11 protein-coding genes are annotated in these 13,350 nt (G+C 34.1%); 10 read left to right on the top strand and 1 reads right to left on the bottom strand.

Going from position 1 to position 13,350, the window contains the following annotated elements; translation table 11 throughout:
• Positions 1–15 precede the first annotated feature (15 nt).
• The 5 genes from ACFPTQ_RS05490 to ACFPTQ_RS05510 all read left to right on the top strand — a co-directional run bounded on the left by ACFPTQ_RS05490 (position 16) and on the right by ACFPTQ_RS05510 (position 7,002).
• Positions 16–1,017: a homocysteine S-methyltransferase family protein gene (locus ACFPTQ_RS05490; RefSeq protein WP_379774858.1), complete on the top strand. Its 1,002-nt coding sequence runs from the start codon at positions 16–18 to the stop codon at positions 1,015–1,017.
• 75 nt (positions 1,018–1,092) lie between these two features.
• Positions 1,093–1,833: a Cthe_2314 family HEPN domain-containing protein gene (locus ACFPTQ_RS05495; protein ID WP_379774861.1), complete on the top strand. Its 741-nt coding sequence runs from the start codon at positions 1,093–1,095 to the stop codon at positions 1,831–1,833.
• 218 nt (positions 1,834–2,051) lie between these two features.
• The gene (metH, locus tag ACFPTQ_RS05500) at positions 2,052–4,736 is read left to right on the top strand and encodes a methionine synthase (protein ID WP_379774864.1); all 2,685 of its coding nucleotides are present in this window, start codon (positions 2,052–2,054) and stop codon (positions 4,734–4,736) included.
• Between the two features lie 76 nt (positions 4,737–4,812).
• Positions 4,813–5,766, top strand: a complete 954-nt coding sequence (metF, locus tag ACFPTQ_RS05505; RefSeq protein WP_379774867.1) for a methylenetetrahydrofolate reductase [NAD(P)H] — start codon at positions 4,813–4,815, stop codon at positions 5,764–5,766.
• A gap of 147 nt (positions 5,767–5,913) precedes the next feature.
• Complete coding sequence (locus tag ACFPTQ_RS05510) at positions 5,914–7,002, top strand: DUF6563 family protein (protein ID WP_379774870.1); 1,089 nt, start codon at positions 5,914–5,916, stop codon at positions 7,000–7,002.
• 77 nt (positions 7,003–7,079) lie between these two features.
• On the opposite strand, the gene gldA is transcribed toward ACFPTQ_RS05510, so the two are convergent.
• A complete protein-coding gene (gene gldA / locus ACFPTQ_RS05515; RefSeq protein WP_379774872.1) occupies positions 7,080–7,976 on the bottom strand; it encodes a gliding motility-associated ABC transporter ATP-binding subunit GldA in 897 nt (298 codons plus the stop codon).
• A gap of 106 nt (positions 7,977–8,082) precedes the next feature.
• On the opposite strand from gldA, the gene ACFPTQ_RS05520 reads away from it, so the two are divergent.
• From ACFPTQ_RS05520 to ACFPTQ_RS05540, 5 genes are all read left to right on the top strand, one after another.
• On the top strand, positions 8,083–9,006 hold the full coding sequence (locus ACFPTQ_RS05520) for a M20/M25/M40 family metallo-hydrolase (protein WP_379774875.1): 924 nt from the start codon (positions 8,083–8,085) through the stop codon (positions 9,004–9,006).
• 245 nt (positions 9,007–9,251) lie between these two features.
• Positions 9,252–10,088 carry a prephenate dehydratase gene (locus ACFPTQ_RS05525; protein WP_278034120.1) on the top strand — a complete coding sequence of 279 codons (837 nt, stop codon included), beginning with the start codon at positions 9,252–9,254 and terminating at the stop codon, positions 10,086–10,088.
• A 76-nt stretch (positions 10,089–10,164) separates the two neighbouring features.
• Complete coding sequence (locus tag ACFPTQ_RS05530; protein WP_379774883.1) at positions 10,165–11,310, top strand: pyridoxal phosphate-dependent aminotransferase; 1,146 nt, start codon at positions 10,165–10,167, stop codon at positions 11,308–11,310.
• A 4-nt stretch (positions 11,311–11,314) separates the two neighbouring features.
• Positions 11,315–12,172, top strand: a complete 858-nt coding sequence (locus ACFPTQ_RS05535; RefSeq protein ID WP_379774886.1) for a prephenate dehydrogenase — start codon at positions 11,315–11,317, stop codon at positions 12,170–12,172.
• A gap of 49 nt (positions 12,173–12,221) precedes the next feature.
• Entirely contained in the window at positions 12,222–13,301 is a 1,080-nt protein-coding gene (locus ACFPTQ_RS05540; RefSeq protein ID WP_379774888.1) for a chorismate mutase, read from the top strand.
• The last annotated feature ends 49 nt before the right edge of the window (positions 13,302–13,350 follow it).

Consider the following 13,350-nt stretch of genomic DNA (forward strand, 5'->3'; position numbering starts at 1 on the left):
GCAAAAATGATAGTTATGCCAAGCATTCAGGAAGAAATCAAAAAAAGAATACTCGTTTTAGACGGAGCCATGGGAACCATGTTGCAGCGTTACAATTTTTCGGAAGAAGATTTTAGAGGCGAACGCTTCAAGGATTTTCCACATCCGTTAAAAGGAAACAACGATTTATTATCGCTTACACAACCTAAAGCAATTGCTGAGGTTCATGCTGCTTATTTTGAAGCAGGAGCCGATATTGTGGAAACCAATACCTTTTCAGGTACCACAATTGGTATGGCCGATTATCACATGGAAGACTTAGTGTATGAGTTGAACTATGAGTCGGCTAAAATTGCGCGTCAGGTAGCCGATGAATTCACCGCTAAAAATCCCGAGAAACCTCGTTTTGTTGCGGGTTCTATCGGACCAACAAACCGTACAGCATCGATGTCACCGGATGTAAATGATCCGGGATACAGAGCGGTAACTTTTGATGATTTACGAATTGCTTACAAACAACAGGTAGAAGCTTTGATGGACGGTGGATGCGATTTGTTGTTGGTAGAAACAATTTTCGATACTTTGAATGCTAAAGCAGCACTTTTTGCTATCGAAGAAGTAAAAGAAGAAAGAGGAATTGACATTCCAATCATGGTTTCAGGGACGATTACCGATGCTTCAGGAAGAACACTTTCTGGACAAACGGTAGAAGCTTTCTTGATTTCAGTTTCGCATATTCCTTTGTTGAGTGTTGGTTTTAATTGCGCTTTAGGAGCCGATTTGTTGAAACCGTATTTACAAACCTTGTCTTCGCATACTTCATTCAATGTGTCGGCGCATCCTAATGCTGGATTGCCAAATGCCTTTGGAGAGTATGACGAAACACCGGCAGAAATGCAGGCACAAATCAAGAGTTATCTGGATGATAATTTAATTAATATCATTGGAGGTTGTTGTGGTACCACTCCAGACCATATCCGATTAATTGCTGAAATCGCTAAGGATTATAAACCAAGAGTTTCAACGGCTAGTTTGTAATCCTGCAAGGTTTTTATGACCTTGTAGATTTGTTTCAAATTGTTTCTAAAAAACTGTAAATGTTTTTTTAAAAGTATGAATATAGATGATTTAATAAAACATAATTTTTATCAACAAATTAACAATGATGTAGAACCTTATATAAAAGGTGTTGGATTCGTTGATATGGAAATTTTGAAAGAAGATAATATTTCAGATTTGGAGCATTATATTCGTTATACATCTTTTTATGCCATCCATCTATATTCACTTTGTAGGCAATTAGAAAATGCTGTAAGCTTATTATCTAATTATAAGTATTCAAAAAAAGATGATGTAGGTCGTGGTTATCATCTGTCTTATAATGTTGAAAATTATTTTATTCGATTAGATTCTTTATATGATCGTATTTTACAAGTTATAAATGCAGTTTTTACTTTAGGATTTAAAGATAATGAAGTAAAGAAGTTTAAAATAATTCCAAAATTAGGTAAATTCACGGTGTTACTAAATTCTCTCGATTCTTTAAGTAAAGTTTTATATTTAGAATCAGATACTAATAGAAATATTGTGGTGCATAGACATTCTTATTTAGAAAAAGAATTAAGTATGTTAGAAATGTTTTATCATCCTTTTTTTTCTAATTTAATTTTAAATAAAGTGATTGATGAGGATAATTTTAAACAGATTAGAAAAGAACAATTAGCTTTTTTTCTTAAGCGAAAGAAGAAAGAATTCAAAGAAATAAATGAGAAATGTTTTGAAATAATTTTTTTGATCTTAACAGAATTAGATAAGGAATATATTTCGAAAAAACAAAAGTTGAACCCAAGCTAGTCCCGATAGCGCGGATTTGTAATCCGTGCCCACAAAGAGAATAAAAAAAAATCACGCAGATTCAGTTGATTTTAGCAGATAATAAATCTGCGTGAGAAAAAATATAAAAGTCCAGTTTGTGTCATTCCGAGGAACGAAGGAATCACATAACGGATGTAACAGTGTGAGATTGCTTCGTTCCTCGCAATGACTTGGACGAATAAAAATAAAATAAAAAAATGGCAGCAGAAGAAGCAAGAAGAAATTTAGTTTTATCGGGATTAGAACCGTTAATTATTACGCCGGATAGTGTTTTTGTAAACGTAGGTGAGCGTACTAACGTAACAGGTTCGCGTAAATTTCTTCGATTAATCAAAGAAGAAAAATACGATGAAGCTTTAGATATCGCCAGACAACAAGTTGAAGGTGGAGCACAAATCATCGATATCAATATGGATGAGGGAATGCTTGACGGTGAATATGCAATGGTGAAATTCCTAAACTTAATTGCTGCCGAACCGGATATCGCCCGTGTGCCTATCATGATCGATAGTTCGAAATGGCATATCATCGAAGCCGGACTGAAAGTGGTTCAGGGGAAATGTGTGGTAAACTCGATTTCGTTAAAAGAAGGAGAAGAAGCCTTTATTCATCATGCCCAATTAATCAAACGCTACGGAGCTGCTGTAATTGTGATGGCTTTTGACGAAGTAGGTCAGGCTGATAATTACGAGCGTCGTGTTGAAATTTGTAAGCGTTCGTATGATATTCTGGTGAATAAAGTAAATTTTCCACCGCAGGATATTATTTTCGATTTGAATATATTCCCGGTGGCTACAGGAATGGAAGAGCACCGTTTGAACGCCTTGGATTTCTTTAGAGGAACCAAATGGGTTCGTGAGAATTTGCCACACGCACACATTAGTGGTGGGGTGAGTAACGTTTCATTCTCTTTCAGAGGAAACGATGTTGTTCGTGAAGCGATGCACTCGGTTTTCTTATACCATGCCATCAAAGCGGGTATGACAATGGGTATTGTGAATCCTGAAATGTTGACCATTTATGACGATATTCCAAAGGATTTATTAGAGCACGTTGAAGACGTAATTTTAGACAGACGTGACGATGCAACAGAACGTTTATTGGATTTTGCGGAAAGTGTAAAAGGGACTGGTTCTAAAAACACCGAAGCGGAGGTACAAGAATGGCGTTCAGGATCGGTTCAGGATAGAATTACACACTCTTTAGTAAAAGGAATCGACGCTTTTATTGAGCAAGATGTAGAAGAAGCTCGTTTGGCAGCAACAAAACCGATTGAAGTAATCGAAATCAACTTAATGGCAGGGATGAATGTAGTTGGGGATTTGTTTGGTTCAGGAAAAATGTTCTTGCCACAGGTAGTAAAATCAGCTCGTGTAATGAAAAAAGCGGTAGCTTATTTATTACCATTTATAGAGGCGGCTAAACAAGTTGGAGATAAAGAAGGAAATGGAAAAATATTGATGGCAACCGTAAAAGGGGATGTTCACGATATTGGTAAAAATATTGTTTCGGTGGTATTGGCATGTAATAATTATGAAATCATCGACCTTGGGGTGATGGTTCCTCCCGAAAAAATTATTGCGGCTGCTTTAGAACACGAAGTAGATATTATCGGTTTGAGTGGTTTGATTACGCCTTCGCTGGACGAAATGGTTTTCTTGGCGAAAGAATTAGACAAGCGCGATATGAAAATCCCGGTAATGATTGGTGGGGCAACGACTTCGCGTGCGCATACAGCGGTGAAAATTGCACCTCAGTACAAGGCAACAGTTGTTCACGTAAACGATGCTTCTAGAGCGGTAACTGTTGCAGGAAATTTATTAGACGATAATAAAGAATCCTACACGGTTGCAATTCGCGAAGAATATGATAATTTAAGAGAGCAGTTCTTAAATCGTTCGAGAGATAAAAATTTCTTGAGTATTGAAGATGCTCGTAAAAATAAATTGCAATTGGATTGGGAGCAATATTCACCAATAAAACCAAAGCAGATTGGGGTACAAACTATTGAAATTGATTTGGATGTTTTAGTTCCTTATATCGATTGGACACCATTTTTTCAAACATGGGAATTACATGGTAAATATCCAGCAATCCTAAACGATGAAGTGGTTGGGGAACAGGCTTCGGCAGTGTTTAAAGATGCTCAGGCGATGTTAGAAGTAATTTTGAAAGAAAAGAAATTACAAGCCAAAGGTGTTTACGGATTATTCCCAGCAAATCAGGTGAATGATGACGATATCCAGTTGTACGATGAAAATGGAAAAGAATTGGAAAAATTCTTAACCTTACGTCAGCAATCACAAAAAACTAAAGGGGCTCCAAATATTGCCCTGGCCGATTTTATTGTGCCAAAAGATAAGGGAGTTACCGATTATATGGGAGCTTTCTGTGTGACTACCGGTTTTGGTGTAGACGAATGGGCTGATGAATACCGTGATAAATTAGACGATTATAATTCGATTATGGTGAAAGCCTTAGCTGATCGTTTTGCAGAAGCTTTCGCTGAATATTTACACGAAAAAGTACGTAAAGACTTCTGGGGATATGATGCCGAAGAATCGTTGACCAATGAAGAATTAATCAAAGAAAGTTATAAGGGAATCCGTCCTGCTCCAGGTTATCCGGCTTGTCCAGACCATTTAGAAAAACCTACCATTTGGAAATTGTTAAATGTAGAAGAGAAAATTGGTGTGACTTTGACAGAAAGTATGGCGATGTGGCCTGCTTCATCAGTTTCGGGTTATTATTTTGGAAATCCGGATAGTAAGTATTTTGGTCTTGGAAAAATAAAAGAAGACCAGGTTGTAGATTACGCAAAACGTAGAAGTATTTCAACTGACAAAGCCACAAAATGGTTGAGTCCTAATATTGCAGATTAAAAAGTTTGTTGTTTGTAGTTAGTTGTTTATGGTTCATGAACAACAAACTATAAACTATAAGCCATAAACTAAAAAAATGAAAGTAACAGAACATTTAGAAGCAGCAAAAGGAAAGGCTTTATTTTCTTTTGAAATTGTACCGCCTCAAAAAGGAAGTAATATCAAAGATTTATATGCTAATATAGATCCGTTAATGGAGTTTAAACCGCCATTTATTGATGTAACTACTTCGAGAGAAGAATATGTTTATATTGAAAAAGACGGACTTTTTGATCGTCGCATTACACGTATGCGTCCGGGAACTGTTGGTATTTGTGCTTCTATCCAACATAAATATGGTGTAGATGCTATTCCTCACGTTTTGTGTGGTGGTTTTACTAAAGAAGAAACCGAATATTTATTGGTTGATTGTCACTATTTAGGAATTGATAATTTAGTAGCACTGCGTGGTGACCCAATGAAAGGGGAGAAATATTTTGAACCAACAGTAGGAGGAAATGCTTATGCTGTAGATTTGGTTAGACAAATCAAGGCGATGAACAATGGTAAATTTTTACACGGAGAATTGCCTCTTGAAAACGCACCTGATTTTTGCGTAGGGGTTGCTGGGTATCCAGAAAAACATATCGAAGCACCTAGCTTAGAGGCTGATTTGAAACGTCTAAAAGAAAAGGTAGACGCTGGTGCCGATTATATTGTCACTCAGATGTTTTTTGATAACCAACGTTATTTCAAATTTGTTGAAGCTGCCCACGCTATTGGTATCAATGTACCTATTATTCCGGGTATTAAGCCGGTATCGGTAAAACGTCATTTGCAATTATTGCCTCAGGTTTTCTGGTTGGATATGCCGCAAGACTTGATTTCTGCTATTGAGCAGGCAAAAGATAATGCGGCTGTTCGTCAGATAGGAATTGATTTTGCAGTACAACAATCAAAAGAATTGATTGATTTTGGAGCGCCTTGTGTGCATTATTATTCGATGGGTAAATCAGATAATATTCAAAAAATTGCCAGTCAGGTTTTTTAAGATTTATTTAAATAATATATTTTGAACCCGAATGATTTGATGTCATTCGGGTTTTCTTTTTTAAATTGTAATTATTAAGAAAATTTACATACTTTAGTAGTTAATTATAGGAGTTGTTTTGGTTTTAATTGTATTAAAAAAAGTAAAATGAAAATTAAATTGACGTTGCTTTTAGTTGTAGTTACAAGTTTATTGTATTCGCAAACAGGTGACTTGCATAAAGTGTCTTTAAAAGATAAAAATGATGTGTCTTTAGGGTATAATTTTACCGTGGAAAAAGTCATTGATGGTCGCCAATTTAAAAATAATATTGGAACAGTCCAAAAAGGAGCATTTAACAGAAAAGTTTTAGCTGATTTTGAAACGTCATTATCTGAGGAATTTTTAAATTATTTTGATGTAATTTGTCCTAAACAAGATGATAAACCTAAAATTGCTATTCGAATAAATGATTTATATATCTCTGAATTAACCCGTGCTTTTTCTGAAACAGGTTTTGCATCTATTGTTATTGATGTTATAGAATTTAAAAATGGAGAAAGTTATATTGTAGGCTCTTATAATGCTTATACAGAAAGTAATGGTATGGATGTTACCAATAAACATGATGAGAGAATAAAGTCGGTTATACAGCAATGTCTTAATGATTATATTAAGACAAGTAAAGAGGATAAATTAAATATTATCTATAATGAGTCATTAGTTACAACGCTAAAAAAAGTAGATGGCGTGCCTGAAAAAGGAGTTTATTTGTCTTATTCTGATGTTCTTCAAAAAAGACCGGTTGCTATTGAAGATTTTGAAATTTCTAATAAAAGCGACAAATATTATTTACTTAATAAATCGTCAAATTCAAAAGAAATGAATTATTATGGTTTTAGTGATGGGCAATTTTTTTATATAAATGTATCTAAATATTCTAATTCTAACTATTATGGTAAAGCCGAAATTATTGGAGATAAGTATTATTTAGAAAATGTAGTTTATAACCCTAACAATATGGCTGCAATGACTGTTATGTTTGGATTAGTTGGGGCTCTGATTGCTTCATCGGATACTTCTGGGCCAATGTTAATAGATTGCAATACAGGGCAGCCATCTTTTTTATCTAGAAATGAAATGAAAATAATGTTAGAAGGTTATCCTGAACTTTTACAAGAATATAAAAAAAGTAACAAATCAAGTACAGAAATAAAAAGTATTCTAGTTAAGTATTTTGATAAAAGTAAATCATAATTTTAATCGAAATGAAAAGCAGTCTAAATCTGAAACGATGCCTTTTTAGTTTTATACTGATTACTTAAAACCGTAAACTATTTAGTAATCTCTCTAAAAACAGCTTCGAGATTTTTGTTTTTTTGATTCAATTGCAAGGTTTTTAATCCGTTGTCATGGGCAAAGTCAAAAACAGCTGGGCGCATATCTTTATCGGCAACAAAAGTGAGTTCCCAAGAAAAATCATGAGTGTTTACAAAGGATTTTAGATGAGGTATTTTGGCAATTGCCTGCGCTTCGATTTGGTAATCAAATTCCACTTCAATTATCTGTTCTTTATCGGCAGTAATCAAGGTGTTTAGTTTTTTGTCTGTTACAATTTGTCCTTTGTTAATGATTATTACGCGGTCGCAAATAGCTTCTACTTCTTGCATGATGTGAGTAGAAAGAAAAACCGTTTTGTCTTTGCCAGCATCTCTAATCACATTTCTAATTTCTAATAATTGATTAGGATCTAATCCAGTTGTTGGTTCGTCTAAAATTAAAACATCAGGATTGTGTAGTAAAGCATTGGCTAAGCCTACACGCTGGCGATACCCTTTAGAGAGTTCGCCTATTTTTTTGTGGCTTTCTGTGTTTAATCCAGTCAATTCAATGACTTCATCAATTCTAGATTTGGCTACTTTGTAAACATCGGCATTAAAATCAAGATATTCTCTAACGTATAAATCCAGATACAAAGGGTTGTGTTCTGGCAAATAACCTATGGAAAGTTGAACTTCTTTTGGATTGCTAAGAATATCGTTTTCATTTACCATTGCAGTGCCTTCATCTGGAGTCAAATAAGTGGTCAATATTTTCATTAAGGTCGATTTTCCAGCGCCATTTGGTCCTAGAAACCCCACTATTTCCCCTTTTTGAATTGTAAATGAAATATTATCTAAGGCTTTTTGAGTGCCGTAACTTTTCGAAATATTTTTTACTTCTATTGACATAGGTAGTTATTTGTCTGCAAAAGTAATTAGAAAATTGTTTGTATTGTAAAAACATAGGCTTTGGATTTATATATTTGGAAAAATTAAAATATCTAATAAATAAACGATGAGAAAAATAAGTGTTTTGCTATTTGCTTTTTTGGGTTTTCTTACTCAGGCACAGAATGTTTCGGGAATTGAAAAGAATAATATCGTAAGAATTGAAGAGGCTTTGGCTTCGGATGCGATGGAAGGAAGAGCGATGTTTTCAGCTGGAATCGAAAAATCTTCCGCTTTTATTGAAAATGAATTCAAGAATATTGGTCTTTCATTTTATGCTGATTTAAAAAATTACCGTCAGGAGTTTAAAATAAAAGGAAAAGCTGCGAATAATGTGGTAGGAGTGCTTCCTGGAAAAAGTAAGGCTGATGAGTATGTGGTATTTTCAGCTCATTATGATCATCTAGGTTTAGCTGAAAATGGAGAAGATAAGGTGTATAATGGAGCTAATGATGATGCTTCAGGTACAACAGCTGTAATTGCATTAGCAAAGTATTTTAAGGAAAATAAATTAAATGAAAGAACGATTGTTTTTGTTGCATTTACTGCTGAAGAAGTGGGTGGATATGGTTCGAAAGAATTTTCAAAAAGTATCGATGCTAGTAAGGTAGTGGCAATGTTTAATATTGAAATGATTGGAACTGAAAGTAAGTGGGGTAAAAATTCGGCTTATATAACCGGTTTTGATAAATCTAGTTTTGGAACAATTTTGCAACAAAACTTAGCACAATCTAATTTTAAGTTCTATCCAGACCCATATTCAGCTGAAAATTTATTTTATCGTTCGGATAATGCAACTTTAGCGGCTCTAGGGGTTCCAGCGCATACCATTTCTACTTCAAAAATGGATATCGAACCTAATTATCATAAGTTGTCTGATGAGGTAAGTACGCTAGATTTGGATAATATGTCAGAAATTATCAAAGCAATTGCTATAAGTTCAAATAGCATTATTAATGGTGTTAGTACTCCTACGAGAGTAAAAAGATAATTTTTTATAAAAAAAACTTAAATATTTTTTGCGTAATTGGATTTTTGTCATAAATTTGCCAGCGTTAAAAAAAGTAATTCAAGATAATTTATACTTTAAGATGTCAAATAACCGTTTTTATTTTAGCAATTCATTTTATTTCTTTAGCGAGAGATAAGGATTGTGCTATGGTAATTTGAAAATTAAAATAAACAAATAAAACTAGTATACAATCCTGATGAAAATCAGGATTTTTTTTTGAATAAATGGAAACAAAAATTGCGATACAAGGTATTTTAGGGTCTTTTCATCATCAGGTGGCTCAGGAGTATTATGGACAAGATGTAGTAGTAGATGAGTGTCTTTCTTTTGATGAATTAGTAGATAGTTTGTTGACAGGAAAGTCAAATCAAGCAGTAATGGCAATTGAAAATTCTATCGCTGGTCCCATTATTCCTAATTATGCCTTAATCGATAAAAATAACTTGCACATTATTGGTGAACATTATTTGAGTATTCATCAAAATTTAATGGCTTTGAAAGGTCAAACAATTGAGGACATTAAAGAAGTATATTCACATCCGATGGCATTGTTACAATGTATGGATTATTTAAAACAATATCCCCATATTAAGCTAGTTGAAGATAAGGATACGGCTGAAACGGCTAGAAGAATTCAGCAAAACCAATTAAAAGGAGTTGCTGCCATTGCGAGTAAAGTTGCCGCTGAGATGTATGGTTTAGAGATTTTAGCTCCAGAAATTCAAACGATAAAAAATAATATGACACGTTTTGTGATTATTAACAAAGAAAATTCGTTTGTTCCGGAAAATGAAATCAACAGGGCTTCAATGAAATTTGAATTAGATCATAAAAGAGGAAGTTTAGCTGCGGTTTTGAATGTAATGAGTGATTGTAAAATGAATTTGACCAAAATTCAATCATTGCCTAAAATTGAAACTCCTTGGAAATATTCCTTTTTTGTGGATGTCACTTTTGAAAATTATGAAGATTTTGCTAAAGCAAAATCCTTGTTAGCCATTATGGCTGAATATTTTAAAATCTTAGGTGAGTATCGAAATACAAAGCCTTTGTTGAAATAATTACTATTAGAAAAGAAAATATAAGCAGATTGTTAATACTCGAAAACCGAGAATCGTTCAAAAAGCCAAAATAAAAATGATTACAACAGCCAATAGATTAAATACCGTTGAGGAATACTACTTTTCATCAAAGTTGAGAGAAGTGAGACAATTAGCTTCAGAGGGAAAACCAATTATCAATATGGGAATTGGAAGTCCTGACTTAGCACCTTCTCAGGCGGTTATTGATGCTGTAACTTTGGCAATTCAAGAGGAAAATGCTCATGGGTATCAAAGTTATCAAGGATTACCTGAGTTGCGTAAAAGCATAGCTGATTTTTACATGAATAATTTTCAGGTGAGCTTAAATTCGAATACGGAGATTTTACCTTTAATGGGTTCTAAAGAAGGTATTATGCATATTTCATTGGCTTTCTTAAACGAAGGAGATCAGGTTTTGATTCCTAATCCTGGATATCCTACCTATACTTCGGTTACGAATTTAGTAGGAGCAGAAGCTGTGTATTATGATTTGAAAGAAAGTAATAATTGGGAGCCTGATTTTGAAGCATTAGAAAAATTAGATCTGTCTAAAGTGAAATTAATGTGGATAGGTTATCCGCACATGCCTACTGGAGCAAGAGGAAGTTTATCCTTGTTTGAAAAATTAGTTGCTTTTGCTAAGAAAAACAACATACTATTAGTGAATGACAATCCGTATAGTTTTGTTTTGAACGATAGTCCGATGAGTTTGCTACAGGTTGAAGGTGCTAAAGAAGTAGCTTTGGAGTTAAATTCCTTAAGCAAAACTTTTAATATGGCAGGATGGAGAGTTGGAATGGTTTCTGGAAATGCCGAATTGATTGATGCGGTTTTAAGAGTTAAAAGTAATATGGATAGTGGAATGTTCTATGGAATTCAAAAAGGTGCTATCGAAGCTTTAAAAAGTGATAAATCATGGTTTGATTCCATGAATACCATTTACAAAAAACGCCGTGTTTTGACTGAACAATTGGCTGAAAAATTAGGATGTAAAGTGTATAAAGAAGGAGTTGGATTGTTTGTTTGGGCAAAATTACCAGAAGGAATCCAATCGGCAGAGGAGTTCATCGATACGATTTTGCATGAGAAATATATTTTTATAGCACCGGGAACTATTTTTGGTTCTAATGGAGAAGGGTATATTCGATTTGCATTATGTGTGAAAGAAGAAAAAGTACAAGAAGCAATAGATAGATTTTAATAAAATGAAAGTATTTGTAATAGGAATTGGATTAATAGGTGGTTCGATGGTTTTAGACATCAAAGCACATTATCCAGAAGCTACAATTTACGGGATTGATACTAACGATAAACACTTGCAACAAGCATTAGAGTTAGGTGTTATTGATAAGGCTGCTACAATGGATGATTTAGCAATTGCTGATTTTGTCATTGTCTCGGTTCCAGTAAATGTGGCTCTTGGCTTATTACCTAAAGTGCTTGATTTGATCAATGATAATGCGATTGTATTAGAAGTGGGTTCGACTAAAAATCCTATTTGTGAAGTGGTAGCTACACATTCAAGAAGAAGAAATTTTATTGCGACTCACCCAATAGCCGGAACCGAATTTTCTGGACCTTCGGCAGCATTGAGGGATTTGTTTAAAGGAAAAACAAATATCATTTGTGAAGTAGAAAAAACAGCTTTTAAATTGCAAGAAAAAGCGTTGGAAGTTTTTAAAACCTTAGGAATGCGTATTCGTTATATGGATCCTAAGTCGCATGATAAGCATATAGCTTATGTTTCGCATCTGTCGCATATTAGTTCTTTTATGTTAGGTAAAACGGTAATTGATAAGGAAAAAGATGAACAAGATATTTTTGATATGGCAGGTTCCGGTTTTGAAAGTACGGTGCGTTTAGCTAAAAGTTCGCCAGCCATGTGGACCCCTATTTTTGAACAAAATAAGGCTCAGGTTTTGGAATCATTAGAAGAGTATATTTCTAATTTGACAAAGTTCAAAGATTTGTTAGTTCAGGATAATTATCAGTCGATATATGATGAGATGGCGAGTGTGAATAAAATAAAGGAAATATTAAACGGCATAAGCGTTAAAAAATAGAGTAAAAAGATTTTTAATATAAAAAAACAAACAACAAATAACTAAGAAAATGGAAAACAAGAAAGAAATGAGAAATTGGTTGAACGCATTCAATTTGTCTCACCCATTTGTGATCGCAGGACCTTGTAGTGCTGAAACAGAAGAGCAAGTATTAAAAATTGCTCACGAATTAAAAAATTCTGATGTAAGCGTATTTAGAGCAGGAATTTGGAAACCAAGAACACGTCCAGGAGGATTTGAAGGAATTGGAGAAATTGGATTGAAATGGTTGAAGAAAGCTAAAGAAGAAACAGGACTTTTAATGGGGACTGAAGTAGCTACTGCTGCTCACTGTAAATTAGCTTTAGAATATGATATTGATGTATTATGGGTAGGTGCTCGTACAACAGCTAACCCGTTTGCAGTTCAAGAAATTGCTGATACATTAGCAGGAACTGATAAAATTGTTTTAGTTAAAAACCCTGTAAACCCTGATATGGCTTTATGGTTAGGTGGTGTAGAGCGTTTACACATGGCTGGAATCAAAAATTTAGGAGTTATCCACAGAGGTTTCTCTACTTATGAGAAAACAAAATACAGAAACATTCCTGAATGGCAAATTGCTATCGAATTACAAAATAAATTCCCTGATTTGCCATTAATTATCGATCCGTCTCATATTACAGGTAATCGTAACATGATTCTTGAAGTTACTCAAGAAGCTTTAGACTTAAACTACGATGGTATGATTATCGAAACGCATATTGATCCAGATAATGCTTGGTCTGATGCTGCGCAACAAGTTACTCCAGATGCATTGAAACAAATCTTGAAAGATTTGAAAATTAGAAAAGTAAGCGGAGATAGCGATTTTGAAGCTAAAATGACAAAATTAAGAGCTAATATCGATGTATTAGACGCTAATTTGTTAGACCTTTTAGGTAAAAGAATGAAAGTAGCTGACGAAATTGGTCAAGTGAAAAAAGACAATAACGTAGCTGTTTTACAAAATACTCGTTGGAATGAAATCCAAGAAAAAATGGTTGCAGAAGGTGCTAAAAAAGGATTATCGGCAGAGTTTATTACTAAACTATTCAAGTCGATTCACCAAGAAAGTATCGAACACCAAGAAAAAATTATCAACGGATAATTAACTTGAAATACACATTAGAAATCCCTTTGACTTTGCAAGAGTTAAA

This window comes from Flavobacterium sp. GCM10022190, from assembly GCF_042656445.1.
Lineage (GTDB): Bacteria > Bacteroidota > Bacteroidia > Flavobacteriales > Flavobacteriaceae > Flavobacterium > Flavobacterium nitratireducens.

Bases quoted from the DNA above. Each gene is read 5' to 3' on its own strand.
- ACFPTQ_RS05490 (WP_379774858.1), top strand. From the start codon at position 16: ATGCCAAGCATTCAGGAAGAAATCAAAAAAAGAATACTCGTTTTAGAC.
- metH (WP_379774864.1), top strand. From the start codon at position 2,052: ATGGCAGCAGAAGAAGCAAGAAGAAATTTAGTTTTATCGGGATTAGAA.
- ACFPTQ_RS05540 (WP_379774888.1), top strand. From the start codon at position 12,222: ATGGAAAACAAGAAAGAAATGAGAAATTGGTTGAACGCATTCAATTTG.
- gldA (WP_379774872.1), bottom strand. From the start codon at position 7,976: ATGTCAATAGAAGTAAAAAATATTTCGAAAAGTTACGGCACTCAAAAA.
- ACFPTQ_RS05510 (WP_379774870.1), top strand. From the start codon at position 5,914: ATGAAAATTAAATTGACGTTGCTTTTAGTTGTAGTTACAAGTTTATTG.
- ACFPTQ_RS05530 (WP_379774883.1), top strand. From the start codon at position 10,165: ATGATTACAACAGCCAATAGATTAAATACCGTTGAGGAATACTACTTT.
- ACFPTQ_RS05525 (WP_278034120.1), top strand. From the start codon at position 9,252: ATGGAAACAAAAATTGCGATACAAGGTATTTTAGGGTCTTTTCATCAT.
- metF (WP_379774867.1), top strand. From the start codon at position 4,813: ATGAAAGTAACAGAACATTTAGAAGCAGCAAAAGGAAAGGCTTTATTT.
- ACFPTQ_RS05535 (WP_379774886.1), top strand. From the start codon at position 11,315: ATGAAAGTATTTGTAATAGGAATTGGATTAATAGGTGGTTCGATGGTT.
- ACFPTQ_RS05495 (WP_379774861.1), top strand. From the start codon at position 1,093: ATGAATATAGATGATTTAATAAAACATAATTTTTATCAACAAATTAAC.
- ACFPTQ_RS05520 (WP_379774875.1), top strand. From the start codon at position 8,083: ATGAGAAAAATAAGTGTTTTGCTATTTGCTTTTTTGGGTTTTCTTACT.